The 24239-nt window shown below is 67.8% G+C and carries 27 protein-coding genes and 1 pseudogene; all 28 read right to left on the reverse strand.

Going from position 1 to position 24239, the window contains the following annotated elements; translation table 11 throughout:
- Positions 1-6 precede the first annotated feature (6 nt).
- Positions 7-414 (reverse strand): 30S ribosomal protein S8, encoded by a 408-nt coding sequence (gene rpsH / locus Dvina_RS49795; RefSeq protein WP_223099092.1) that lies wholly within the window; start codon positions 412-414, stop codon positions 7-9.
- 63 nt (positions 415-477) lie between these two features.
- Positions 478-663 carry a type Z 30S ribosomal protein S14 gene (locus Dvina_RS49800; RefSeq protein ID WP_223099095.1) on the reverse strand — a complete coding sequence of 62 codons (186 nt, stop codon included), beginning with the start codon at positions 661-663 and terminating at the stop codon, positions 478-480.
- 13 nt (positions 664-676) lie between these two features.
- Positions 677-1240 (reverse strand): 50S ribosomal protein L5, encoded by a 564-nt coding sequence (rplE, locus tag Dvina_RS49805; RefSeq protein WP_223099098.1) that lies wholly within the window; start codon positions 1238-1240, stop codon positions 677-679.
- A complete protein-coding gene (gene rplX, locus Dvina_RS49810; protein WP_223099101.1) occupies positions 1240-1554 on the reverse strand; it encodes a 50S ribosomal protein L24 in 315 nt (104 codons plus the stop codon). Before rplX ends, rplE begins: the two co-directional genes overlap by 1 nt.
- Before the next feature lie 2 nt (positions 1555-1556).
- Positions 1557-1925, reverse strand: a complete 369-nt coding sequence (rplN, locus tag Dvina_RS49815; protein ID WP_033357657.1) for a 50S ribosomal protein L14 — start codon at positions 1923-1925, stop codon at positions 1557-1559.
- Between the two features lie 87 nt (positions 1926-2012).
- Entirely contained in the window at positions 2013-2297 is a 285-nt protein-coding gene (gene rpsQ / locus Dvina_RS49820) for a 30S ribosomal protein S17 (protein ID WP_223099103.1), read from the reverse strand.
- 2 nt (positions 2298-2299) lie between these two features.
- Positions 2300-2539 (reverse strand): 50S ribosomal protein L29, encoded by a 240-nt coding sequence (rpmC, locus tag Dvina_RS49825; protein WP_223099105.1) that lies wholly within the window; start codon positions 2537-2539, stop codon positions 2300-2302.
- Positions 2539-2964, reverse strand: coding sequence for a 50S ribosomal protein L16 (gene rplP, locus Dvina_RS49830; protein WP_203845084.1), 426 nt, complete (start codon positions 2962-2964; stop codon positions 2539-2541). The genes rpmC and rplP overlap by 1 nt, the downstream gene beginning before the upstream one ends.
- 3 nt (positions 2965-2967) lie before the next feature.
- Complete coding sequence (rpsC, locus tag Dvina_RS49835) at positions 2968-3822, reverse strand: 30S ribosomal protein S3 (RefSeq protein WP_223099107.1); 855 nt, start codon at positions 3820-3822, stop codon at positions 2968-2970.
- A 131-nt stretch (positions 3823-3953) separates the two neighbouring features.
- Positions 3954-4403 (reverse strand): annotated as a pseudogene (gene rplV / locus Dvina_RS49840) (50S ribosomal protein L22); the annotation flags it as partial.
- Positions 4404-4435: 32 nt separating this feature from the next.
- Positions 4436-4717: a 30S ribosomal protein S19 gene (gene rpsS, locus Dvina_RS49845; protein WP_190249384.1), complete on the reverse strand. Its 282-nt coding sequence runs from the start codon at positions 4715-4717 to the stop codon at positions 4436-4438.
- A gap of 12 nt (positions 4718-4729) precedes the next feature.
- Entirely contained in the window at positions 4730-5569 is an 840-nt protein-coding gene (gene rplB / locus Dvina_RS49850) for a 50S ribosomal protein L2 (RefSeq protein WP_223099110.1), read from the reverse strand.
- Positions 5570-5581: 12 nt separating this feature from the next.
- Entirely contained in the window at positions 5582-5884 is a 303-nt protein-coding gene (gene rplW / locus Dvina_RS49855) for a 50S ribosomal protein L23 (protein ID WP_033357665.1), read from the reverse strand.
- A gap of 1 nt (position 5885) precedes the next feature.
- Positions 5886-6560 carry a 50S ribosomal protein L4 gene (rplD, locus tag Dvina_RS49860; protein ID WP_223099112.1) on the reverse strand — a complete coding sequence of 225 codons (675 nt, stop codon included), beginning with the start codon at positions 6558-6560 and terminating at the stop codon, positions 5886-5888.
- On the reverse strand, positions 6557-7228 hold the full coding sequence (gene rplC / locus Dvina_RS49865) for a 50S ribosomal protein L3 (protein WP_223099113.1): 672 nt from the start codon (positions 7226-7228) through the stop codon (positions 6557-6559). Before rplC ends, rplD begins: the two co-directional genes overlap by 4 nt.
- A 12-nt stretch (positions 7229-7240) precedes the next feature.
- Positions 7241-7549, reverse strand: a complete 309-nt coding sequence (gene rpsJ, locus Dvina_RS49870; RefSeq protein WP_018347762.1) for a 30S ribosomal protein S10 — start codon at positions 7547-7549, stop codon at positions 7241-7243.
- 327 nt (positions 7550-7876) lie between these two features.
- Positions 7877-9070, reverse strand: coding sequence for an elongation factor Tu (gene tuf / locus Dvina_RS49875; RefSeq protein ID WP_223099115.1), 1194 nt, complete (start codon positions 9068-9070; stop codon positions 7877-7879).
- Positions 9071-9166: 96 nt separating this feature from the next.
- On the reverse strand, positions 9167-11266 hold the full coding sequence (gene fusA / locus Dvina_RS49880) for an elongation factor G (RefSeq protein WP_223099118.1): 2100 nt from the start codon (positions 11264-11266) through the stop codon (positions 9167-9169).
- Positions 11267-11312: 46 nt separating this feature from the next.
- A complete protein-coding gene (rpsG, locus tag Dvina_RS49885; protein WP_223099121.1) occupies positions 11313-11783 on the reverse strand; it encodes a 30S ribosomal protein S7 in 471 nt (156 codons plus the stop codon).
- 1 nt (position 11784) lies between these two features.
- The gene (rpsL, locus tag Dvina_RS49890; RefSeq protein ID WP_033357671.1) at positions 11785-12159 is read right to left on the reverse strand and encodes a 30S ribosomal protein S12; all 375 of its coding nucleotides are present in this window, start codon (positions 12157-12159) and stop codon (positions 11785-11787) included.
- A 351-nt stretch (positions 12160-12510) separates the two neighbouring features.
- Positions 12511-13029 (reverse strand): hypothetical protein, encoded by a 519-nt coding sequence (locus Dvina_RS49895; protein WP_246655832.1) that lies wholly within the window; start codon positions 13027-13029, stop codon positions 12511-12513.
- Entirely contained in the window at positions 13029-13364 is a 336-nt protein-coding gene (locus Dvina_RS49900; protein WP_223099124.1) for a hypothetical protein, read from the reverse strand. The genes Dvina_RS49895 and Dvina_RS49900 overlap by 1 nt, the downstream gene beginning before the upstream one ends.
- Before the next feature lie 200 nt (positions 13365-13564).
- Positions 13565-17452, reverse strand: a complete 3888-nt coding sequence (locus tag Dvina_RS49905) for a DNA-directed RNA polymerase subunit beta' (RefSeq protein ID WP_223099126.1) — start codon at positions 17450-17452, stop codon at positions 13565-13567.
- 94 nt (positions 17453-17546) lie between these two features.
- Positions 17547-20972 carry a DNA-directed RNA polymerase subunit beta gene (gene rpoB, locus Dvina_RS49910; protein WP_223099129.1) on the reverse strand — a complete coding sequence of 1142 codons (3426 nt, stop codon included), beginning with the start codon at positions 20970-20972 and terminating at the stop codon, positions 17547-17549.
- A 589-nt stretch (positions 20973-21561) separates the two neighbouring features.
- On the reverse strand, positions 21562-21945 hold the full coding sequence (gene rplL / locus Dvina_RS49915; RefSeq protein WP_223099131.1) for a 50S ribosomal protein L7/L12: 384 nt from the start codon (positions 21943-21945) through the stop codon (positions 21562-21564).
- Between the two features lie 45 nt (positions 21946-21990).
- Complete coding sequence (gene rplJ, locus Dvina_RS49920) at positions 21991-22539, reverse strand: 50S ribosomal protein L10 (protein ID WP_223099132.1); 549 nt, start codon at positions 22537-22539, stop codon at positions 21991-21993.
- Positions 22540-22793: 254 nt separating this feature from the next.
- Positions 22794-23483 carry a hypothetical protein gene (locus Dvina_RS49925; RefSeq protein WP_223099133.1) on the reverse strand — a complete coding sequence of 230 codons (690 nt, stop codon included), beginning with the start codon at positions 23481-23483 and terminating at the stop codon, positions 22794-22796.
- Positions 23480-24208: an ATP-binding cassette domain-containing protein gene (locus Dvina_RS49930; RefSeq protein WP_223099134.1), complete on the reverse strand. Its 729-nt coding sequence runs from the start codon at positions 24206-24208 to the stop codon at positions 23480-23482. The genes Dvina_RS49925 and Dvina_RS49930 overlap by 4 nt, the downstream gene beginning before the upstream one ends.
- Positions 24209-24239: the final 31 nt, after the last annotated feature.

A 24239-nucleotide genomic window follows, 5' to 3' on the forward strand; every position in this document is an offset into this window, starting at 1 on the left:
CTTCCCTTACCAGACGTAGGCGAGGACTTCCCCGCCCACCCCTCGCTTGCGGGCCTGCTTGTCGGTCAGGAGGCCCTGGGACGTCGAGATGATGGCCACACCGAGACCACCGAGCACGCGCGGCATCTCGACCGACTTCGCGTAAACGCGGAGGCCGGGCTTCGACACGCGACGGATGCCGGCGAGGCTGCGCTCACGGTTCTGGCCGTACTTGAGGTCGACGACAAGGGTCTTGCCGACCTTGCCCTCTTCCGGCTCCTGAACCAGCCACGCGGATACGTAGCCCTCGGTCTTGAGCACCTCGGCGATGTTCGCCTTGATCTTCGAATAGGGCATCGACACCCGGTCGTGGTACGCCTGGTTGGCGTTACGCAGACGGGTCAGCATGTCTGCGATCGGGTCGGTCATGGTCATGTGTTTGTCAGCCTTTCTCGCCGCGGTTCCGCACCGGGTCGGTGGGCCTGCGGCGAAGGAGGATTACCAGGAAGCCTTGGAAACGCCGGGCAGTTCACCACGGTGCGCCATCTCACGGATGCACACGCGGCACAGGCCGAACTTGCGGTACACGGCCTTCGGCCGGCCACAGCGCTGGCAGCGGGTGTATGCGCGAACCGCGAACTTGGGCTTCGCGGCGGCCTTGAGGACAAGGGCTCTCTTCGCCATGGGTCAGTTCTCCCTAGTTCTCACGGAAGGGGAAGCCGAGCAGCTTGAGCAGCGCGCGACCTTCCTCGTCCGTGCGAGCGGTGGTGACCACGGTGATGTCCATCCCTCGCGGCCGGTCGATGCGGTCCTGGTCGATCTCGTGGAACACCGACTGCTCGGTGAGACCGAACGTGTAGTTGCCGTTGCCGTCGAGCTTGCGCCCGTCGAGACCGCGGAAGTCGCGGATACGCGGCAGCGCGATGGACAGCAGCCGATCCAGGAACTCCCACATCCGGTCGTTGCGCAGCGTGACCTTGGCGCCGATCGGCATGCCCTCGCGCAGCTTGAACTGCGCGATGGACTTGGTCGCCCGCCGCACCTGCGGCTTCTGACCGGTGATCGTGGCCAGGTCGCGCACCGCGCCGTCGATGAGCTTGGAGTCGCGAGCAGCCTCGCCGACACCCATGTTCACGACGACCTTCACCACGCCCGGCACCTGCATGACGTTGGCGTACTTGAACTGCTCCTGCATAGCGCCCGCGATCTCGTCGCGGTAGCGCTGCTTGAGGCGCGGGTTCACCTTCTCGACCGTCGTCATCACAGATCCTTACCGGAGCGGCGGGAAACGCGGGTCTTCACGCCGTTATCGTCCTCGCGGGCGCCGACGCGGGTGGGGTTCCCGTCCGAGTCGATCACCATCACGTTCGAGATGTGGATCGGGGCTTCCTGCGTCACGATGCCGCCGGTCTTCGAGCCCCGCTGGGTGGTGCGGATGCGGGTGTGCTTCTTGACCCGGTTGACGCCTTCGACGAGGACCTTGTCCTCGCGGGGCATCGCGGCCAGAACCTTGCCGCGGGTGCCCTTGTCCCGGCCGGCGATGACGAGGACGGTGTCGCCCTTCTTGACCTTCACGGCTACAACACCTCCGGCGCGAGCGAGATGATCTTCATGAAACGCTTGTCGCGCAGCTCACGGCCGACCGGGCCGAAGATGCGGGTTCCGCGCGGGTCGCCACCGTCCTTGATGATCACGGCGGCGTTCTCGTCGAAGCGGATGTACGAGCCATCCGGCCGGCGCCGTTCCTTCGTGGTACGGACGACGACGGCCTTGACCACGTCACCCTTCTTCACGCCGGCGCCCGGAATGGCGTCCTTCACCGTGGCCACGATGATGTCGCCGATGCCTGCATAGCGGCGGCCGGAGCCACCGAGCACACGGATGCACAGGATTTCCCGGGCTCCCGTGTTGTCGGCGACGCGCAGCCGCGACTCCTGCTGAATCACGCTTGTCTCCTAATGTCTGCCAGTTCTCGGCGCCGGCCCGGGGGCAGTGCCCCGGGCGCCGGCGCCGAGCTTGGCGGAACGACGGCCTTACTTGGCCTTTTCGAGGATCTCCACGACCCGCCAGCGCTTGGTCGCCGACAGGGGCCGGGTCTCCATGAGCAGCACCCGGTCGCCGACGCCGCACGCGTTCTGCTCGTCGTGCGCCTTGAGCTTGCTCGTGCGGCGCAGGACCTTGCCGTACAGCGGGTGCTTGACCTGGTCCTCGACCGCCACGACGACGGTCTTGTTCATCTTGTCGCTCACCACGAGGCCCTCGCGGACCTTGCGGCGGCCGCGCACCTCGGTGCCCGACTCGGTCGTCTGCTCGCTCATGCTCATGCCACCTCAGCCACAGCGTCGGGCGCGGCCGAAAGACCCAGTTCGCGCTCACGCATGATCGTGTAGATCCGGGCGATGTCCCTGCGGATGATCTGCAGCCGCCCGTGGTTGTCCAGCTGGCCGGTGGCCGACTGCACGCGGAGGTTGAACAGCTCCGCCTTGGCCTCCCGCAGCTTCTCGACGAGGCCCTCGTCGGAAAGCTCACGCAGGTCGTTGGCCTTGATACCGGCGGCCATCAGACATCAGCCCCTTCGCGCGTGACGATCCGGCACTTCAGCGGAAGCTTGTGGATCGCGCGGCGCATCGCCTCACGGGCGATCTGCTCGTTCGGGAACGACATCTCGAAGAGGATGCGGCCCGGCTTGATGTTGGCCACCCACCACTCCGGTGAACCCTTACCGGAACCCATGCGGGTCTCGGCCGGCTTCTTGGTGATGGAGCGGTCCGGGAAGATCGTGATCCAGACCTTGCCACCACGCTTGATGTGCCGGGTCATCGCGATACGCGCAGCCTCGATCTGGCGGTTCGTGATGTACGCGGGCTCGAGAGCCTGAATACCGAACTCGCCGAAGACCACGCGCGTGCCGCCCTTGGCCGGACCGTGACGGTCCGGGTGGTGCGGCTTGCGGAAGCCCTTCGGGGGCTTACGAGGGATCAGCATTCGTCAGCCCTCCTGCTGCGTTTCTGCCGGAGCGGCGGCCGTCTCGGCCGCGGGTGCGGTGTCGCCGGCGGCCGCCTCAGCAGCGTGCGCGGCGGCCGCGGCCCGACCGGCCTCGGTGCCACCGGCGGTCGTGCCGGAGGAGCCGGAACGCCCACGACGCGGCCGCTCGGGCCGGTCGGTGCGCTCACGGCGGCCACGCGGAGCGGCGGCCTCGGCCGGCGCCTCGCGACCCGGAACGGCGTCGCCCTTGTAGATCCAGACCTTCACGCCGATGCGGCCGAAGGTCGTACGCGCCTCGAAGAAGCCGTACTCGATGTTCGCGCGCAGCGAGTGCAGCGGCACGCGGCCCTCGCGGTAGAACTCGGTGCGGCTCATCTCAGCGCCGCCCAGGCGGCCGGAGACCTGCACCCGGATGCCGCGGACAAGCGTGTTCTTCATCGCCGACTGCATCGACTTACGCATCGCCCGGCGGAAGCTGACCCGGCTGGACAGCTGCTCGGCCACGGCCTGCGCGACGAGCTGTGCGTCCGACTCGGGGCTCTTCACCTCGAGGATGTTGAGCTGGACCTGCTTGCCGGTGAGCTTCTCGAGCTCGGCCCGGATGCGGTCCGCCTCGGCGCCCTTACGGCCGATGACGATGCCCGGGCGGGCCGTGTGGATGTCCACGCGGACCCGGTCGCGGGTGCGCTCGATGTCGACCTTGGCGATGCCGGCCCGCTCCAGGCCCTTGGACATCATCCGACGGATCTTGACATCCTCGGCGATGTAGTCCTTGTAGAGCTTGTCGGCGTACCAGCGCGACTTCCAGTCGGTGCTGATGCCGAGCCGGAACCCGTGCGGGTGAACCTTCTGACCCATTACTCGGTCCCTTCCTCGGCGTCAGCCGCGTCGGCGTCCGCCTGCTTGGCCTCCGCCTGCTTGGCGGGCGCGGCCTTCTTGGCCGGAGCCTTCTTCGCCGCCGTCTTCTTGGCCGGCTTCGACCCCTCGACCTCGTCGACCTCGTCGGTCTCCGGGGTCACGGCCTTGGCGGCCTTGGCCGCCTTGGCCACGCCGGCCTTCGCCGCGCGGGCCTGGGCGGCCGGAACGCTCTCGACCACCATCGTGATGTGGCTGGTGCGCTTGCGGATGCGGTACGCCCGGCCCTGCGCCCGCGGCCGGAACCGCTTGAGCGTGGGGCCCTCGTCGACGTAGCACTCGGCGACCAGGAGCGAATCGGGGTCGAGACGCTCGTTGTTCTCTGCGTTGGCAATGGCGCTCGCGAGCACCTTGTAGACCGGCTCGCTCGCCGACTGCGGCGCGAACTGCAGCACCGTGAGCGCCTCGCGCGCGGGCAGGCCGCGCACGAGGTTCACCACACGGCGCGCCTTCATCGGCGACACGCGGACGTGCCGCGCGATCGCCCGCGCACCGGGCAGCGCCGCCTCGCTCTTCGTTGGCATCGGGAAATCCCCTTGATTCCTTATGGGCTGCCTTAGCGGCGGCGGCTCTTCCGGTCGTCCTTCTCGTGACCCTTGAACGTGCGGGTCAGCGCGAACTCGCCGAGCTTGTGCCCGACCATCGCCTCGGTCACGAAGACGGGCACGTGCTTGCGTCCGTCGTGGACGGCGATCGTGTGCCCGAGCATCTCGGGGACGATCGTCGACCGGCGCGACCAGGTCTTGATGACGTTCTTGGAGTTCTTGGCGTTCTGGACTTCCACCTTCTTGATCAGGTGGTCGTCAACGAACGGGCCCTTCTTCAGGCTGCGAGGCATTGCTCAGGCTCCTTAGCCGCGCTTCCGGGTGGCGTAACGCCGACGGACGATGAGACGGTCGCTCGGCTGGCCCTTGCGCCGCGTACGGCCCTCCGGCTTACCCTTCGGGTTGACCGGGTGGCGACCACCCGAGGTCTTACCCTCACCACCGCCGTGCGGGTGGTCCACCGGGTTCATCGCGACACCACGGACGGTCGGGCGCTTGCCCTTCCACCGCATGCGGCCGGCCTTGCCCCAGTTGATGTTCGACTGGTCGGCGTTGCCGATCTCGCCCACTGTCGCGCGGCAGTGCACGTCGACGCGCCGGATCTCGCCGGAGGGCATACGCAGCGTGGCGTACTGCCCCTCGCGGCCCAGCAGCTGGACGCCGACGCCGGCCGAGCGGGCCAGCTTGGCGCCGCCGCCCGGGCGCAGCTCCACCGCGTGGACGGTGGTGCCGACCGGGATGTTGCGCAGCGGCAGGTTGTTGCCGGGCTTGATGTCCGCGCCCGCGCCCGCCTCGACCCGGTCGCCCTGCTTGAGGTCCTTCGGGGCGATGATGTAGCGCTTCTCGCCGTCCGCGTAGTGCAGCAGCGCGATGCGCGCGGTCCGGTTGGGGTCGTACTCGATGTGGGCGACCTTGGCCGGGATGCCGTCCTTGTCCGCCCGCCGGAAGTCGATCAACCGGTACTGACGCTTGTGCCCGCCGCCCTGGTGGCGTGCGGTCACGCGCCCGTGCACGTTGCGGCCGCCCTTGCTGGGCAGCGGCACGAGCAGCGACTTCTCCGGCGTCGATCGGGTGATCTCGGCGAAGTCGGCGACGCTCGAACCACGACGACCGGGGGTCGTCGGCTTGTATTTACGGATAGCCATCGTCTATACCCCTCAGCTGACCGGTCCGCCGAAGGCTTCGATCCGGTCACCCTCGGCGAGCTTCACCATCGCCCGCTTCGTGTCCTTGCGCTTGCCCCACCCAGTCCGGGTCCGCTTGCGCTTGCCTTCGCGATTGATGGTGTTGACCGACAGGACGCGGACGTTGAAGATCTGCTGGATCGCGATCTTGATCTCGGTCTTGTTGGCGTCCGGGTGCACCAGGAACGTGTACCAGTTGCGGTTGAGCTCGCTGTAGCTCTTCTCGGAGACCACCGGCTGGATGATCACATCCCGCGGGTCGGCGATCGTCGCCATCTCAGCCCTCCTCGTTGCTGTCGGCGTCGGTGTCGACGTTCGCGACCGACTCGCCCTGGGCCCCGAGGAACTCGTCGAGCGCCGTGGCGGTGAACACCACGTCGTCGGCGATGAGCACGTCGTGGGTGTTGAGCTGGTCGGCGACCAACAGGTGCACCGACTGCTCGTTGCGCAGGCTCAGCCAGTTGGCCTCGTCGTCGCGGGCGAGGACCACCAGGATCCGACGGGCCTCGGTGATGCCGCGCAGCACGGTCAGCGCGTCCTTGGTCTTGGGCGTCTCGCCCTCGATGAAGGTCTCGACGACGTGGATGCGACCCTCGCGGGCGCGGTCCGACAGCGCGCCGCGCAGGGCGGCGGCCTTCATCTTCTTGTTCACCCGCTGGGTGTAGTCGCGCGGCACGGGGCCGTGGACGACGCCACCACCGGTGAACTGCGGCGCGCGGATCGAGCCCTGACGGGCGCGGCCGGTGCCCTTCTGCTTGTACGGCTTCTTGCCACCGCCGGCCACCTCGCCGCGGCTCTTCGCCTTGTGCGTGCCCTGGCGGGCGGCGTTGAGCTGGGCGACGACGACCTGGTGCAGCAGCGGAATGCTGGCCTGCGCGTCGAAGATCTTCTCGGGGAGCTCGACGGTGCCGTTGGTGGTGCCGTCGGCCTTACGGACGTCGACGGTGCTCATTTCGTGATCCCACCCTTCTGCGCCTTGACCTCGACCTTGGCGGCGGAGCGCAGGAGCACGAGGCTGCCCTTCGGGCCGGGAACGGCGCCCCGGACGAGGATCAGGCCCTGCTCGGCGTCGATCGCCTGCACGGTCAGGTTCTGCACGGTGAAGCGCGCGCCACCCATGCGACCGGCCATCCGGACGCCCTTGAAGACGCGGCCGGGGGTCGCGCAGGCGCCGATCGAGCCGGGCGAGCGGTGCTTGCGCTCGACGCCGTGGCTGGCCCGCAGGCCGTGGAAGCCGTGGCGCTTCATGACACCGGCGTAGCCCTTGCCCTTGGTGCGGCCGGTGACGTCGATGCGCTGGCCGGCGGCGAAGGCGTCGGCGCTGATCTCCTGGCCGAGCGAGTACTCACCGGCGTCGGTGGTGCGCAGCTCGACAACGTGCCGGCGCGGGGCGACGTCCGCCTTGGCGAAGTGGCCGGCGCGCGGCTTGTTGACCTTCCGGGGGTCGATCTGGCCCCAGGCCAGCTGGACCGCCGAGTAGCCGTCGTTGTCCGGCGTGCGCACCTGGGTCACGACGCACGGGCCGGCCTGCACGACGGTCACGGGGACAACCTTGCCGTTGTCCCAGACCTGGGTCATGCCGAGCTTCTCACCCAGGATGCCCTTGACTTGCCTGTCCATAAGTCCGAGTCCCTACAGCTTGATCTCGATGTCGACGCCGGCCGGAAGGTCGAGCCGCATGAGCGAGTCGACCGTCTTCGGGGTGGGGTCGATGATGTCGATCAGACGCTTGTGCGTGCGCATCTCGAAGTGCTCGCGCGAGTCCTTGTACTTGTGCGGCGAGCGGATCACGCAGTAGCGGTTGATCTCAGTGGGCAGCGGCACCGGCCCAGCGACCTGAGCCCCGGTGCGCGTGACCGTCTCGACGATCTTCCGCGCCGAGGAGTCGACGACCTCGTGGTCGTAGGCCTTGAGCCGGATGCGGATCTTCTGTCCCGCCATGGTGGCTTCAGTTCCCTCTCTCATGCGGGGCTTCGCAACCCCGCCAAACCCCGCAGGGTCCGGTGCCGCCTATTGGAGTCTGTCCGACCCCCGCGGTCGGGCGTGTCGCGGCCAAGGGCCAGGCTCCGCCTCATGCGATTTCCGCTAGTGGAGACCTACCCCAGGGCGTGCCACGCCCGTCGAGGGGATCCGCGCCAGTTCAAAGAACTGACGCCGCGCAGAAGCGGTCGAGACTCCTCATCGAGCAGTCCCGACCGCCCCGCGACGCAACCCGTCCATTATGCCGCACGCACTGCGACAAAGTGAAATCGGGGTACCTCTTGGCTATTACTTGATGATCTTCGTCACACGGCCGGCGCCGACGGTACGGCCACCCTCGCGGATCGCGAAGCGGAGGTTTTCCTCCATCGCGATGGGCTGGATGAGCTGAACCGACATGCTGGTGTTGTCGCCCGGCATGACCATCTCGGTGCCCTCGGGCAGCGTGACGACGCCGGTGACGTCCGTGGTGCGGAAGTAGAACTGCGGCCGGTAGTTCTGGAAGAACGGCGTGTGCCGGCCACCCTCCTCCTTGGAGAGGATGTAGACGGTCGCCTCGAAATCGGTGTGCGGGGTGTTGCTCCCCGGCTTCACCACGACCATGCCGCGCTCGACGTCCTCGCGCTTGATACCACGCAGGAGCAGGCCGACGTTCTCACCGGCGCGCGCCTCGTCGAGGATCTTGCGGAACATCTCGATCGCCGTGCAGGTGGTCTTCATCGACTTGGCCTTGATGCCAACGATTTCGACCTCCTCGTTCGGCTTGAGGATGCCACGCTCGACGCGGCCGGTCACGACCGTGCCACGACCGGTGATCGTGAAGACGTCCTCGACGGGCATGAGGAACGGCTTCTCGGTCTCACGCTCGGGCTGCGGGATCGCGGTGTCGACCGCGTTCATCAGCTCGAGCAGAGCGCCGGTCCACTGCGAGTCGCCCTCGAGCGCCTTGAGCGCCGAGACACGCACGACCGGCGCGTCGTCGCCCGGGAACTCCTGGCTGGAGAGCAGCTCACGGACCTCGAGCTCGACGAGCTCCAGGAGCTCCTCGTCCTCGACCATGTCGCTCTTGTTCAGGGCCACGACGATGTACGGCACGCCGACCTGGCGGGCCAGCAGCACGTGCTCGCGGGTCTGCGGCATCGGGCCGTCGGTCGCCGCCACCACCAGGATCGCGCCGTCCATCTGCGCGGCACCGGTGATCATGTTCTTGATGTAGTCGGCGTGACCGGGGCAGTCGACGTGCGCGTAGTGCCGGTTCGCGGTCTGGTACTCGACGTGGGCGATCGAGATCGTAATACCGCGGGCCTTCTCCTCCGGCGCCTTGTCGATCTCGTCGAACGGCGTGTAGGGGTTCAGGTCCGGGAACTCGTCGTGCAGCACCTTGGTAATGGCCGCCGTCAGCGTCGTCTTACCGTGGTCGATGTGACCGATGGTGCCGATGTTGACGTGCGGCTTAGTCCGCTCGAACTTCGCCTTCGCCACTGGTGTCCTCCTGTGGACTTCTTGGTTCATGGTGGGCCGATGCTGGAAGCACCGACACACCCTGTCGACGGATCACCCCCGCTTACACGGGGATAACTACTCTCCGGTCGCCTTCGCGATGATCTCCTTCGCGACGTTCGCGGGAACCTCGGCGTAGGAGTCAAACTGCATCGAGTAGCTCGCCCGGCCCTGGGTCTTTGACCGGAGGTCGCCGACATAGCCGAACATTTCCGAGAGCGGCACAGTGGCGCGGACGACGCGGGCTCCGCCGCGCTCCTCCATCGCCTGGATCGTGCCGCGCCGGGAGTTGAGGTCGCCGATGACATCACCCATGTTCTCTTCCGGGGTGGTGACTTCGACGGCCATCAGCGGCTCGAGGAGCGCAGGAGTGGCCCGGCGGGCCGCTTCCTTCATCACCATCGAGCCGGCAATCTTGAACGCCATTTCTGACGAGTCGACCTCGTGGTACTGGCCGTCCAGCAGCGTCAGCTTCACACCCACCATGGGGTAGCCGGCCAACACGCCGTACTGCATCGCGTCCTGGGCGCCGGCGTCCACCGAAGGGATGAACTCCTTCGGGATGCGACCGCCCGAGACCGCGTTGACGAACTCGTAGGTCGCGCCGTCCGCCGTCATCTCGAGGGGCTCGAGCTTGACGATGACCTTCGCGTACTGACCCGAGCCACCGGTCTGCTTCTTGTGGACAAAGTCGATCTTGTCCACGGTGCCCTTGATGGTCTCGCGGTAGGCCACCTGCGGCTTGCCGATGTTGGCCTCGACGCTGAACTCGCGGCGCATCCGGTCGACCAGGATGTCGAGGTGGAGCTCGCCCATCCCGGCGATGATCGTCTGGCCGGTCTCCTCGTCGTTCTTGACGCGGAAGGTCGGGTCCTCCTCGGCCAGCCGCTGGATGGCGGTGCCCAGCTTCTCCTGGTCGGCCTTGCTCTTCGGCTCGATGGCCACCTGGATGACCGGCTCCGGGAACGTCATCGACTCGAGGATGACCGGGTTGGCCGGGTCGCACAGCGTGTCGCCGGTGGTGGTCTGCTTCAGACCCTGCACGGCGATGATGTCCCCGGCCTGGGCACTGGGACGCTCTTCACGCTTGTTGGCGTGCATCTGGTAGATCTTGCCGATCCGCTCCTTGCGGTCCTTGGTGGAGTTGACCACCTGCGAACCGGACTCGAGCGTGCCCGAGTAGATGCGGACGTAGGTCAGCTTGCCCAGGTGCTTGTCCGTCTGGATCTTGAAGGCCAGCGCGGAGAAGGGCTCGTCGTTGGACGGCTTGCGCTGCAGCGGGGTCTCGCCGTCGGTCGCAACGCCCTCGACCGCCGGGATGTCCAGCGGCGACGGCAGGAAGTCGACGACCGCGTCGAGCATGGGCTGCACGCCCTTGTTCTTGAACGCCGAGCCGCACACCACCGGGTTGAGCTTGCCGGCGATCGTCGCCTTGCGGATCGCGGTCTTGAGCTCCTTGACGTCGAAGCTGTCGCCGTCGAGGTAGCGGACCATGATGTCGTCGTCGGTCTCCGCGAGGGTCTCGAGGAGCTTGTCCCGGTATTCGTTGGCCTGCTCGACCAGGTTTTCCGGGATCTCCTCGATCGCGTAGTCCTCGCCCTTCTGGGTCTCGCCGCGCCAGGTGAGCGCGCGCATCTCCAGGAGGTCCACAACGCCGATGTGGTCGCCTTCGAGCCCGATCGGGATCTGCAGCACCAGCGGGGTGGCGTTGAGGCGGTCGACCATCATCTGCACGCAGCGGAAGAAGTCGGCACCCGTGCGGTCCAGCTTGTTGACGAAGCACATGCGCGGGACGTTGTACTTGTCCGCCTGGCGCCAGACGTTCTCGGTCTGCGGCTCCACGCCGGCCACGCCGTCGTAGACCGCCACCGCACCGTCCAGGACACGCAGCGACCGCTCGACCTCGACCGTGAAGTCGACGTGGCCGGGCGTGTCGATGATCTGGATCGTGTGGCCCTTCCACTCGCACTTCGTGGCGGCGGAGGTGATGGTGATGCCGCGCTCCTGCTCCTGCTCCATCCAGTCCATGACCGCCGCGCCCTCGTGGACCTCGCCGATCTTGTACGTGATGCCGGTGTAGAAGAGGATGCGCTCGGTCGTCGTCGTCTTACCGGCGTCGATGTGCGCCATGATGCCGATGTTGCGGACCTTGGCGAGGGCGGCGTCTGCGGCAGCCACTACAAATCCCTACTTCGTCTCTCGTCGGATCGCTGGATGCGCTTGCTTACCAGCGGTAGTGCGCGAAGGCCTTGTTGGACTCCGCCATCTTGTGGGTGTCTTCGCGGCGCTTCACCGAAGCACCGAGGCCGTTGCTGGCGTCGAGCAGCTCGTTCATGAGCCGCTCGGTCATCGTCTTCTCGCGGCGGGCGCGGGAGTAGGTGACAAGCCAGCGAAGGCCCAGCGTCGTCGCCCGGGGAGGGCGGACCTCGACCGGCACCTGGTAGGTCGCGCCACCGACGCGGCGGCTGCGGACCTCGAGGGTCGGCTTGACGTTGTCCATGGCGCGCTTGAGCGTGACCACGGGGTCGGTGCCGGTCTTCTCACGGGCACCCTCAAGCGCCGAGTACACGATGCGCTCGGCCAGCTGACGCTTGCCCTCAACCAGGATCTTGTTGATCAGCTGGGTGACGAGCAGGGAGTTGTAGACCGGGTCCGCCACGAGCGGCCGGCGCGGCGCGGGGCCTTTACGCGGCATGTCAGCTCTTCTCCTTCTTCGCGCCGTAGCGGCTGCGAGCCTGCTTGCGGTTGCGGACACCCTGGGTGTCCAGCGAACCACGGATGATCTTGTACCGGACGCCGGGGAGGTCCTTCACCCGGCCGCCGCGGACGAGCACGATCGAGTGCTCCTGAAGGTTGTGACCGACACCGGGGATGTAGGCCGTCACCTCGATACCGTTGCTCAGTCGCACACGAGCCACCTTGCGAAGCGCCGAGTTGGGCTTCTTCGGCGTGGTGGTGTACACACGCGTGCAGACGCCACGCCGCTGCGGGCTTCCCTTGAGCGCCGGCGTCTTGGTCTTGCTCAGCTTCGCCTGGCGGCCCTTGCGGACCAGCTGCTGGATCGTAGGCACTGGGCCTGCCTCTCCCTTCGGCCTCCCGGCCGCACGTCTTCTCTTTATATTCCCCGTGTGACCGGCACACGCGGTCGGGCGTGTCGCCGCGTCCGCGACCCGGCCCGTTCATTCCCAGCCCGGGGTTGTGGTCCACGCCCACCCTCACTCCCACGGAGCGGGAGCCGAGTTGGGCGCACGCACGAGTTGCCCGGCAAAGCCGGGCACGAGGGGAAAGAGTACCCACCGTAAGGACGCTGGTCAAAATCGCCCGAGGCGCCCGCCGACGGAACACTCTTCACACCAAGAGTACCTGGTCGCTGATCGAAGCGTCCGGGGGGCCCGTTTCCTGGTCGTCGACCGCCGGCCGGCCTACGACAACACGAAGGTCAGCACGATCACCAGGAGGGCCAGACCAGCGCCGACGCTGCCCAGGACGATGCCGGTGACGGCCATCCCCCGGCCGGTGATCGCGGCGCCCGAGCCCGCGGCCCGGCGGATCTGGCGCATCGAGGCGAGCGCCAGCCCGATCGCGCCGGCACCGAGAAAGACACCCAGGACGGTGAAAGCTCCGGCCGCGACGAGGCCCCAGCCGTCCTGCGCGCCGGTGGTCCCGAGGCACCCCGCGAACAGCGCGACGAGGATCGAGGCGATCCCGGCGACAAGCGAGCCGATCGACGGGCCGCTCGGCGTGGCCGGAACCGCCGGGTAGGCGACCCCGAACGGTGTGCCCTGGATGACGTCGACCCGCATGGCCGGGGCCACGGGCGGGGACGGCGGCATGTACGGGGGCGGCGGCTGACCGTATCCGGGCGGCGGGCCATACCCGGGTGGCGGCCCGTACGCGGGCGGCTGGTTGTAGATGGGCGGCTGCGACGGCGGGTAGGACATCAGTTCACCGTCGGGTCGAAGTCGGTGCCCCGCTGCCGCGCGTAGTGCAGCAGCCCGATGATGGCCAGCACGACCAGGCCGGCGATGGCCAGCACGATCCCGGTCCAGGCCAGCCGGACCCCGCTGCGGACCCGCCGGGCGCCCAGGAGGAAGCCCTCCGCCGCGACCAGCTCCCGGTGCGACTCCCGGGCCATGAGCAGCGCCAGCGTCGCCGGGATCACCCCGCCGAGGAACGGCCCGGTGACGACCGAGAGCAGCCCGAGGCTGAACACGGCGGTGGCCTTCGTCGCGCGGACCGGATCCGGATCCAGGGGATGCCGGGTTGAGGACGTCACCGTCTGACTCTACTGCGCCCCGCGGTCGCTTCGCTCCCTCCCCGGCATGGGGCTCCGCCCACCCGCACCCCCTGCCACAGGTGGTCACCGCCAGCCGGTCAGGAGCCGTGTCCGCGGCCGGCCAGGCCTGGGTGGTGGTGATCTCAGACAGGCGAAAGGGCGGGAGCCCGAAGGCGCCCGCCCTTTCGTTGCTGCTTGGATCAGCGGAACGAGCCCAGATCGAAGTCGTCGAGCGGGACCGCCTGGCCACTCGCGGGCCCGAAGCCGTAGTCGGCCTCCGGGTAGCCCGTCATCGAGTAGACCTTGGCCTTCGCCTCCTCGGTCGGCTCGACCCGAATGCTGCGGTACTTGCTGATGCCCGTACCGGCCGGGATGAGCTTACCGATGATGACGTTCTCCTTCAGACCGATCAGCGAGTCGCTGCGCGCGTGGATCGCGGCGTCGGTCAGCACCCGGGTCGTCTCCTGGAACGAGGCCGCGGACAGCCACGACTCCGTCGCCAGCGACGCCTTGGTGATACCCATCAGCACCGGACGACCAGCGGCCGGCTCACCGCCCTCGGCGACGACGCGGCGGTTCTCCGCCTCGAACATCGCGCGGTCGACGAGCACGCCCGGCAGGAACTCGGTCGAGCCGGAGTCGATGACCGTCACCCGCTTGAGCATCTGCCGGATGATGATCTCGATGTGCTTGTCGTGGATGAGCACACCCTGCGAGCGGTACACCTCCTGGACCTCGGACGTGAGGTGCACCTGCACCGCCCGGGGACCCATGATGCGCAGCAGCTCGTGCGGGTCGATGGTGCCCTCGGTGAGCTTCTCGCCCACCTCGACGTGCTCGCCGTCCTGGATGCGCAGCTTGACACGGCGGCTGAGCTTGTCGTGGACGATCTCGTCGCTGCCGTCGTCCGGCACGATGATGATCTTCCGCATCCGCTCGCCGTCCTCGATGCGCACGCGACCGGGGGTGTCGGCGATGGGCGCCTTACCCTTCGGCACGCGGGCCTCGAAGATTTCCGTGACACGCGGCAGACCCTGGGTGATGTCCTCACCCGCGACGCCACCGGTGTGGAAGGTACGCATCGTCAGCTGCGTGCCCGGCTCACCGATCGACTGGGCGGCGATGATGCCGACCGCCTCGCCGACGTCGACGGTCTTGCCCGTGGGCAGCGACCGGCCGTAGCAGGCGCCACAGACGCCCAGCTTCGACTCGCAGGTGAGCACGCTGCGGACCCGGACGTTCTCGGTGCCGGCCGCGATGAGCAGGTCGACGACGATCGAGTTGATGTCCGTGCCGCGCTCGGCGACGATCCGCCCGTCCTTGTCCCGCACGTCGTCGGCCAGGGTGCGCGCGTGCACACCCGTCTCCGCGTGCTGGTGGATGCGCAGCACACCGTCGGCCAGCTCGCCGACCGCCATCGGGATGGCGCGGTCGGTGCCGCAGTCCTCCTCGCGGATGATGACGTCCTGCGAGACATCGACCAGACGACGGGTCAGGTAACCCGAGTCGGCGGTACGCAGCGCGGTGTCGGCCAGACCCTTGCGGGCACCGTGGGTGGAGATGAAGTACTCCAGCACGGACAGACCCTCCCGGTAGCTGGCCTTGATCGGCCGCGGGATGATCTCGCCCTTCGGGTTGGCCACCAGGCCACGGATCGCGGCGATCTGGCGGAGCTGGAGGAGGTTACCGCGGGCACCCGAGTTGATCATCTTCCACAGCGGGTTTTCGCGCGGCAGCGCGCTCTCCATCTCCTTGGCCACCTCGCCGGTCGCCTTGGTCCAGATCTCGATGAGCTCGCCGCGACGCTCCTCGGCGGTCATGAGACCACGCTGGTACTGCTTGTCGATCCGCTCGGCCTCCTTCTCGTAGCGCTCGAGGATCTCGCGCTTACGAGGCGGCTGGATGACGTCCTCCATGCCGATGGTGACGCCGGACCAGGTGGCCCAGTGGAAGCCGGCCAGCTTGAGCGCGTCGAGGGCCGCCGCGAGGGAGACCTTCGGGAAGCGCTCGGCGAGGTCGTTGACGATCGCCGAGAGCTGACCCTTGCGGATCTCGTAGTTCACGAAGCGGTACCCCACGGGCAGTGCCTCGTTGAACAGCACGCGCCCGAGCGTCGTCTCGACGATCACCGGCTCACCCGGCTGCCAGCCCTCCGGCGCCTCCCACGGCTCGGCACCGGCGCCGTTGTCGACCCCGATGATGTCCCGCAGCCGGATCTTCACCGGCGCCTGCAGGTGCAGCTCGCCGTTGTCGAACGCCATCCGCGCCTCGGCGTCGGAGCTGAAGGTCCGCCCCTCGCCGAGCAGGTTCTTCTGGATGTGCGAGAGGTGGTACAGGCCGATGACCATGTCCTGGGTGGGCATGGTGACCGGCTTGCCGTCGGCCGGCTTGAGGATGTTGTTGCTGGACAGCATGAGGATGCGGGCCTCGGCCTGCGCCTCCGCGGACAGCGGCACGTGCACGGCCATCTGGTCGCCGTCGAAGTCGGCGTTGAAGGCGGTGCAGACGAGCGGGTGGATCTGGATCGCCTTGCCCTCGACCAGCTGCGGCTCGAAGGCCTGGATGCCCAGGCGGTGCAGGGTCGGCGCGCGGTTGAGCAGCACCGGGTGCTCCGCGATGACCTCCTCCAGCACGTCCCACACGACCGGGCGCTGACGCTCGACCATGCGCTTGGCCGACTTGATGTTCTGCGCGTGGTTGAGATCCACCAGGCGCTTCATCACGAACGGCTTGAACAGCTCCAGGGCCATCTGCTTCGGCAGGCCGCACTGGTGCAGCTTGAGCTGCGGACCGACGACGATAACCGAACGGCCGGAGTAGTCGACGCGCTTGCCCAGCAGGTTCTGACGGAAGCGGCCCTGCTTGCCCTTGAGCATGTCGGACAGCGACTTCAGCGGCCGGTTGCCCGGGCCGGTGACCGGACGACCGCGGCGGCCGTTGTCGAACAGCGCGTCGACGGCCTCCTGCAGCATCCGCTTCTCGTTGTTGACGATGATCTCGGGCGCGCCCAGGTCGATCAGGCGCTTGAGCCGGTTGTTCCGGTTGATGACGCGCCGGTACAGGTCGTTGAGGTCGCTGGTGGCGAAGCGGCCACCGTCGAGCTGCACCATCGGGCGCAGGTCCGGCGGGATGACCGGGACGCAGTCCAGCACCATGCCCAACGGCGAGTTGGCGGTGTTGAGGAACGCGGCCACGACCTTGAGGCGCTTGAGCGCACGGATCTTGCGCTGGCCCTTGCCGCTGCGGATCGTCTCGCGCAGCTGCTCGGCCTCGTCCTCCAGGTCGAGGTTCTCCAGCAGAGCCTTGATCGCCTCAGCGCCCATGGCTCCGTTGAAGTACTCGCCGAACCGGTCGCGCAGCTCGCGGTAGAGCAGCTCGTCGGTGATGAGGTTCTTGCGCTCCAGCTTGCGGAACGTGTCCATGACCTCGTCGAGACGGTCGATCTCGCGCTGGGCGCGATCGCGCATCTGCCGCATCTCGCGCTCGCCGGCCTCCTTGACCTTGCGGCGCACGTCGGCCTTCGCACCCTCGGCCTCGAGCTCGGCCAGGTCCTGCTCCAGCTTGGCGGCCCGCTTCTCGATCTCGGAGTCGCGCGCGTTCTCCGCCTGCCGCTTCTCGGCCGACACCTCGTTCTCGAGGGTCGCCAGGTCGCGGTGGCGGGCCTCCTTGTCGACGCTGGTGATCACGTACGACGCGAAGTAGATGATCTTCTCGAGGTCCTTCGGAGCCAGGTCGAGCAGGTAGCCGAGCCGGCTGGGCACACCCTTGAAGTACCAGATGTGCGTGACCGGCGCGGCGAGCTCGATGTGGCCCATGCGCTCACGGCGGACCTTCGCCCGGGTCACCTCGACGCCGCAGCGCTCGCAGATGATGCCCTTGAAGCGGACCCGCTTGTACTTACCGCAGTAGCACTCCCAGTCCCGGGTGGGGCCGAAGATCTTCTCGCAGAAGAGCCCGTCCTTTTCCGGCTTCAGGGTGCGGTAGTTGATCGTCTCAGGCTTCTTGACCTCGCCGTGCGACCACTGCCGAATGTCGTCGGCTGTGGCCAGGCCGATGCGGAGCTCGTCGAAGTAGTTGACGTCGAGCACTTCGTCTATGTCCTCACGATTCAGTTGCTCGGGTAATTGCTAGGTCGCGGGGCCCGATGCCCCCGCCGTCTCCGGCGGGGGCATCAGCCGCGAATCAAACTTCCTCGACGCTGCTCGGCTCGCGCCGCGAGAGGTCGATGCCCAACTCCTCGGCGGCCCGGAACACCTCGTCGTCCGTCTCGCGCATCTCGAGGGCCACACCATCGCTGGAGAGCACCTCGACGTTCAGGCACAGCGACTGCAGCTCCTTGAGGAGCACCTTGAAGGACTCCGGAATGCCCGGCTCCGGGATGTTCTCGCCCTTGACGATCGCCTCGTAGACCTTGACGCGTCCGAGGACGTCGTCGGACTTGATCGTCAGCAGCTCCTGCAGCGCGTAAGCCGCACCATAGGCCTGCATCGCCCAGCACTCCATCTCACCGAAGCGCTGGCCACCGAACTGCGCCTTACCACCCAGCGGCTGCTGCGTGATCATGGAGTAGGGGCCGGTGGAGCGAGCGTGGATCTTGTCGTCGACCAGGTGGTTGAGCTTCAGGATGTAGATGTAGCCGACCGCGATCGGGTCCGGGAGCGGCTCGCCGGAGCGGCCGTCGAACAGCCGCGCCTTGCCGCTGGCCCCGATGAGCTGCTTGCCGTCCCGGTTGGGCAGCGTGCTGCTCAGCAGGCCGGCAATCTCCTCCTCCTTGGCGCCGTCGAAGACCGGGGTCGCCACGTTGGTGTCCGGCTCGGACTCCCCCGCGTTGATGGACTTCAGGGCGCGCTGCCACTCGTGCTCGTCGCCGTCGATCTTCCAGCCGGTCTTGGCCACCCACCCGAGGTGGGTTTCCAGGACCTGCCCGATGTTCATACGGCTCGGCACACCGAGCGGGTTGAGGACGATGTCGACCGGGGTCCCGTCCTCGAGGAACGGCATGTCCTCGACGGGCAGGATCTTGGAGATGACACCCTTGTTGCCGTGGCGGCCGGCGAGCTTGTCGCCGTCCTGGATCTTCCGCTTCTGGGCCACGTAGACGCGGACCAGCTCGTTCACGCCCGGGGACAGCTCGTCGCCGTCCTCGCGGCTGAACGTGCGCACACCGATGACCGTGCCGGTCTCGCCGTGCGGCACCTTGAGGCTGGTGTCGCGGACCTCGCGGGCCTTCTCACCGAAGATCGCGCGCAGCAGCCGCTCCTCCGGGGTCAGCTCGGTCTCACCCTTGGGCGTGACCTTGCCGACGAGGATGTCGCCGGTGACTACCTCGGCGCCGATCCGGATGATCCCCCGCTCGTCGAGGTCGGCGAGCATTTCCTCGCTGACGTTCGGGATGTCGCGGGTGATCTCCTCCGGCCCCAGCTTGGTGTCGCGCGCGTCGACCTCGTGCTCCTCGATGTGGATCGAGGTGAGGACGTCGTTCTGCACCAGCTTCTGGGACAAGATGATCGCGTCTTCGTAGTTGTGGCCCTCCCAGGGCATGAACGCCACGAGCAGGTTGCGCCCGAGCGCCATCTCGCCCTCGTCGGTGCACGGACCGTCGGCGATGACCTGCCCGGCCTCGACCCGCTGCCCCTCGAAGATCACCGGCTTCTGGTTGACGCAGGAGCCGGAGTTGGAGCGGCGGAACTTGTGCAGCAGGTAGGTGCGGCGGTGGCCGTCGTCCTGGTGGACGGTGACGTAGTCGGCGCACATGTCCTCGACGACCCCACCGACCTCGGCCACGACCACGTCGCCGGCGTCGACGGCGGCACGGTACTCCATGCCGGTGCCGACGAGCGGCGACTCCGCCTTGACCAGCGGCACGGCCTGGCGCTGCATGTTCGCGCCCATCAGTGCCCGGTTGGCGTCGTCGTGCTCGAGGAACGGGATCATCGCGGTGGCGACCGAGGTCATCTGCCGCGGCGACACGTCCATGTAGTCGACCTGGTCGGCGGGGACGTTGTCGACCTCGCCGCCCTTCCGGCGAACCAGGATCCGGTCCTCGGCGAAGTTGCCGTCGCTCTTCAGCGGAGCGTTGGCCTGCGCCTTGACGTACCGGTCCTCCTCGTCCGCGGTCAGGTAGTCGATCTGGTCGGTCACCTTGCCGTCGACGACCTTGCGGTATGGCGTCTCGACGAAGCCGAACGGGTTGACCCGCGCGAACGTCGAGAGCGCGCCGATGAGACCGATGTTGGGACCCTCAGGGGTCTCGATCGGGCACATGCGGCCGTAGTGGGACGGGTGCACGTCGCGGACCTCGAAGCCGGCCCGCTCACGGGAGAGACCACCCGGGCCGAGCGCGCTCAGCCGGCGCCGGTGGGTCAGGCCCGCCAGCGGGTTGGTCTGGTCCATGAACTGGGAGAGCTGCGAGGTGCCGAAGAACTCCTTGATCGCCGCCACGACGGGACGGATGTTGATCAAGGTCTGCGGCGTGATCGCCTCGACGTCCTGGGTAGTCATGCGCTCGCGGACGACGCGCTCCATCCGGGACAGGCCCACGCGGACCTGGTTCTGGATGAGCTCGCCGACCGTGCGCAGCCGCCGGTTGCCGAAGTGGTCGATGTCGTCGGCCTCGTAGCCCTCTTCGCCGGTGTGCAGGCGGCAGAGGTACTCGACCGTGGCGACAATGTCCTCTTCGGTCAGGACGCCCTGGTTGATCGGCAGATCCAGTTCGAGCTTCTTGTTGAACTTGTATCGACCAACCTTGGCGACGTCGTACCGCTTCGGGTTGAAGAACAGGTTGTCGAGGAGGTTCTGCGCGTTCTCCCGCGTCGGCGGCTCACCAGGCCGCAGCTTGCGGTAGATGTCAAGCAGCGCCTCGTCCTGGCCGGCGATGTGGTCCTTCTCGAGCGTGGTCATCATGAGCTCGGACCAGCCGAACTTCTCACGAATCCGCTCGGCGGACCAGCCGATGGCCTTGAGCAGGACGGAGACCGCCTGCCGGCGCTTGCGGTCGATGCGGACACCGACGGTGTCGCGCTTGTCGATGTCGAACTCGAGCCAGGCACCCCGGCTCGGGATGACCTTGACGCTGGTGAGGTCGCGGTCGGAGGTCTTGTCCGGCTGCTTGTCGAAGTACACGCCCGGCGAGCGGACGAGCTGGCTCACCACGACGCGCTCGGTGCCATTGATGATGAACGTGCCCTTGGGCGTCATCATCGGGAAGTCACCCATGAACACCGTCTGGCTCTTGATCTCGCCGGTGGTGTGGTTGGTGAACTCCGCGGTCACGAACAGCGGGGCGCAGTAGGTGAGGTCCTTCTCCTTGCACTCCTCGATCGGGGCCTTGACCTCATCGAAGCGGGGCGCGGAGAACGACAGCGACATCGTGCCGGAGAAGTCCTCAATAGGACTGATCTCTTCGAGGATCTCCGCGAGCCCGGAACGGGCGTGCTGATCACCGGACGAGCGGCTCTGCCAAGCCTCGTTGCCAACCAACCAGTCGAACGAGTCGGTTTGGATGGCGAGGAGGTTGGGAACCTCAAGGTGTTCGGTGATCCTGCCGAAGGAGACCCGGCGGGGAGCGTAAGCGCTCGAACTGGTCTTCGCAGGGCGGGAAGCTGCCAAGATGCGTCCTTCCGAGGACCGGTGTTGCAGACAGGCCGTTTCGCGTGCAGCCTGACGACCCCCGATGTGGAGGAGCCCACGAAGGGACACCTCACGCCGAAGGTGAAGTCAGAAGACAGCGCAAACTAGCAGTGTAGCCGCAAGGCTCACCGCTGTCCAGCGGCATCGTGCACGATGTTTCCAACGACCTTTTTTGAAGATCGTTTCCCCACCGGCCGAGCCGCTCGCATCGGTCGTGGCCTGCGGGTTCCTGTCGATGCGCGCTGAGCCGCGCCCAAGAAGGGCGGGGGCACATCAGGTCGGTCCGCTCGGCCGCCGCGTCCGCGGAAGGCAGTGCCTGATTAGCGTGCCTGCCCGCCGGTCATCGCGTCAAGGGTTCCCACGCGCGTCGGGGCTTCGTGACAGATATCTCGCAGTGCGACCACTAAGTGTTGTGGTCGACCCCCTAGATCTTGGGGTCCTTACATGTTGCGTAAGAAAAGAAAGACGGCCGCCGGAATTCCGGCGGCCGTCCGATCTCGCTGTTCCGCGGCACGGGCCGCGTCGGTAATGACGCAGCCGGCCCGCCGCTTTGTGCGCGAGCAGCAGATTACTTGAGGGAGACCTTGGCGCCCTCGGCCTCGAGCTTGGCCTTGCCCTTCTCGGCGGTCTCCTTGTTGACCTTCTCCAGGACGGCCTTCGGCGCGGCCTCGACGAGGTCCTTGGCCTCCTTCAGGCCCAGGCCGGTCAGCTCACGCACGACCTTGATGACCTGGATCTTCTTGCCGCCGTCGGCCTCGAGGACGAGGTCGAACTCGCTCTGCTCCTCAACGGCCTCGGCCGGGGCGGCCGGGCCGGCGGCGCCGGCGATGGCGACCGGGGCGGCCGCGGTGACCTCGAAGACCTCTTCGAACTGCTTCACGAACTCGGAGAGCTCGATCAGCGTCATCTCCTTGAACGCGTCGAGGAGTTCGTCGGTGCTCAGCTTCGCCATGGTGGCGTTTCCTCTCAAAAGTTTCGAATAACGGGGCGGGCCGGACTATTCGGCCGCGCCACCGGCTTCCTGCGCGCGCTTGTCCACCAGAGCCTGGGCGGTGCGGACCGCCTTCGACAGCGGAGCCTGGAACAGCGCCGCGGCCTTGGACAGGTTGCCCTTCATGGCGCCGGCCAGCTTGGCCAGCAGCACCTCACGGGACTCCAGGTCGGCCAGGCGACGGACCTCGTCCGCGCTGATGGCCTTGCCCTCGAAGACGCCGCCCTTGATGACGAGCATCGGGTTGGTCTTCGCGAACTCGCGGAGGCTCTTGGCCGCCTCCACCGGGTCCCCGCCGACGAAGGCGAGCGCGGTAGGACCGGAGAACAAATCGTCGAGCCCGCTGATGCCCGCATCGGTCGCGGCACGCTTCGCGAGCGTGTTCTTCGCGACGGCGTACGTGGTCTCGCGGCCCAGGTTGCGGCGCAGGGTCTTGAGCTGCGCCACGGTCAGGCCGCGGTACTCGGTCAGCACGGTGGCCGAGGAGCCCCGGAACTTGTCAGTGAGTTCCGCGACCGAAGTGGCCTTGTCGTCTCGAACCGGCTTGTCCGCCATGTCCCTCCTCTCATCCTTGTTGCAGTTGCCGTTTAAGAGCGCCGGCTGAAAACTCCGGGCAATGAAAAACGCCCCGGGCGCAGGGGCGCTCGGAGCGGAGGGCGGCCAGTGACGGCCGACATTCACACCAGTATCGCGTCCCTGCGCGGGTCGCCCGCATTGCGGCGGGGCCTTCGATATCCGCTCACGCGGACATGACCAGCGGTCTTCGGGTTTCAGCGACAAGAGTACGGGTTACCGGCCGCTTCTCCAAATCACGCCTGCTCCCGGCGGATGCGGGCGTACACGGCGGTGAACACGGCGCTCCAGGCGATGCCCCATCCGGTGGCGAGCAGGACAGCCGGCAGGTGGGCCGCGCCGACCGTGTCGCGGGCGGTGACCATCACGGGCGGGGCCAGCCACGGCACCGGGAAGCTCTTGAGGCCGAACACGATCGCGAACACGATGCCGGCCACCAGCACTGTCAGCCCGCGGCCGGTGTGCCCGGTCACGGCCCGGCTGGCCAGCGCGCCGAGGACGACGGCCGGCAGCAGGAGCAGCAGGTGGGCCCAGACGCCCAGGGCGATGCCGGTGGACAGCGGCGGATCTCCGGCGCGCGGGGTCGTCACGCCGCCGACCACCCACGGCAGGATCAGCGCGACCAGGACAACGGGCAGGCCGGCCAGGACGGCGGCGAGCAGGCCGGCGGTGATCTCCCGTGTGGCCCCGCCGACGGCGATCCGGCTGAGGCGCCGCTGGACGTCCGGCTCGACGTCCATGAGGACCTTCGTCTGCCAGGCCAGGACCGCGAACAGGATGGCCGCGGAGACGCCGTACGCCTCGCCGGCCTGGGACTGACCGCCGCCATACAGGATCGACAGGACCACGAGGGTGCAGAACAGCGGTGCGGCCGCTCGACCGGTCTGGACGAAGCCGACAAGCCGCATGCGGACAAGTGCAATCATCGCTGGGGTACCTCATCCCGCACCGACAGCACGTCGAAGCCGAACGAGCGCAGGCGCGACACCGCGTCACCCGCCTCCGCCGCGTCGACCGCCAGCTCGATCACCTTCTTGCCGCCCGCGCGCTCGCCGGCGCGGACCTCGCCGTCGCGGACGTCCCAGCGGCGCGCCCCGGGCAGCCGCGCGACCTCGCCCAGGTGGTCACTGACCAGCACGGACCCGCCCTGGCCGACGACCTCGGCGACGATCGCGGGCACCTGTTCGCGGGTCTGCGCGTCGAGGCCCTCCCAGGGCTCGTCGAGCACCAGCAGGCCCGGCGGTTTGAGGAGCGCCTGCACCAGGCCGACCTTCTGGGCCGAGCCCTTCGACAGCCGGCCGAGCCGCACGTCGAGGAAGTGCCCGAAGTTGAGCCGGTCGGCCCAGCGGTCGATGTCGGCGGTGGCGTCCAGACCGTGGATCTTGCCCATGTGGGTGAGGTAGGCCCGCGCGGTGAACGGCTGGTCGGCCGGAAAGCGTTCAGGAACCCAGCCGACGACCTTCGGGCGCTGGGCGACGATGCCGCGGCCGGGCACCAGGACACCGGCGGCGAGCTGCAACAGGGTGGACTTGCCCGAGCCGTTCGGGCCGGCCACGACGGCCGTCTCCCCGGGTTCGAGCGTCAGGTCGACACCGCGCAGCGTCCAGGGTGCGCGACGGCCGTACCGGAACCACACGTCCTGGAAACGCACCGGGACAGCGTGCCATAGACACGCTGTCCCG

This window comes from Dactylosporangium vinaceum, assembly GCF_019904175.1.
GTDB classification, from domain to species: Bacteria; Actinomycetota; Actinomycetes; order Mycobacteriales; family Micromonosporaceae; genus Dactylosporangium; species Dactylosporangium vinaceum.

What these genes read in the sequence shown, in the direction of transcription:
- Dvina_RS49800 (WP_223099095.1), bottom strand. Translation starts at nt 663, where the DNA reads ATGGCGAAGAGAGCCCTTGTCCTCAAGGCCGCCGCGAAGCCCAAGTTC.
- rpsH (WP_223099092.1), bottom strand. Translation starts at nt 414, where the DNA reads ATGACCATGACCGACCCGATCGCAGACATGCTGACCCGTCTGCGTAAC.
- rpsC (WP_223099107.1), bottom strand. Translation starts at nt 3,822, where the DNA reads ATGGGTCAGAAGGTTCACCCGCACGGGTTCCGGCTCGGCATCAGCACC.
- rplE (WP_223099098.1), bottom strand. Translation starts at nt 1,240, where the DNA reads ATGACGACGGTCGAGAAGGTGAACCCGCGCCTCAAGCAGCGCTACCGC.
- rpsQ (WP_223099103.1), bottom strand. Translation starts at nt 2,297, where the DNA reads ATGAGCGAGCAGACGACCGAGTCGGGCACCGAGGTGCGCGGCCGCCGC.
- rplB (WP_223099110.1), bottom strand. Translation starts at nt 5,569, where the DNA reads ATGGCTATCCGTAAATACAAGCCGACGACCCCCGGTCGTCGTGGTTCG.
- rplP (WP_203845084.1), bottom strand. Translation starts at nt 2,964, where the DNA reads ATGCTGATCCCTCGTAAGCCCCCGAAGGGCTTCCGCAAGCCGCACCAC.
- rplJ (WP_223099132.1), bottom strand. Translation starts at nt 22,539, where the DNA reads ATGGCGGACAAGCCGGTTCGAGACGACAAGGCCACTTCGGTCGCGGAA.
- rplW (WP_033357665.1), bottom strand. Translation starts at nt 5,884, where the DNA reads ATGGCGACGATCGCCGACCCGCGGGATGTGATCATCCAGCCGGTGGTC.
- rplD (WP_223099112.1), bottom strand. Translation starts at nt 6,560, where the DNA reads ATGAGCACCGTCGACGTCCGTAAGGCCGACGGCACCACCAACGGCACC.
- rpsG (WP_223099121.1), bottom strand. Translation starts at nt 11,783, where the DNA reads ATGCCGCGTAAAGGCCCCGCGCCGCGCCGGCCGCTCGTGGCGGACCCG.
- Dvina_RS49895 (WP_246655832.1), bottom strand. Translation starts at nt 13,029, where the DNA reads ATGTCCTACCCGCCGTCGCAGCCGCCCATCTACAACCAGCCGCCCGCG.
- rpmC (WP_223099105.1), bottom strand. Translation starts at nt 2,539, where the DNA reads ATGGCCGCCGGTATCAAGGCCAACGACCTGCGTGAGCTTTCCGACGAG.
- rpsJ (WP_018347762.1), bottom strand. Translation starts at nt 7,549, where the DNA reads ATGGCGGGACAGAAGATCCGCATCCGGCTCAAGGCCTACGACCACGAG.
- rplC (WP_223099113.1), bottom strand. Translation starts at nt 7,228, where the DNA reads ATGGACAGGCAAGTCAAGGGCATCCTGGGTGAGAAGCTCGGCATGACC.
- rpsS (WP_190249384.1), bottom strand. Translation starts at nt 4,717, where the DNA reads ATGCCTCGCAGCCTGAAGAAGGGCCCGTTCGTTGACGACCACCTGATC.
- rplL (WP_223099131.1), bottom strand. Translation starts at nt 21,945, where the DNA reads ATGGCGAAGCTGAGCACCGACGAACTCCTCGACGCGTTCAAGGAGATG.
- Dvina_RS49925 (WP_223099133.1), bottom strand. Translation starts at nt 23,483, where the DNA reads ATGATTGCACTTGTCCGCATGCGGCTTGTCGGCTTCGTCCAGACCGGT.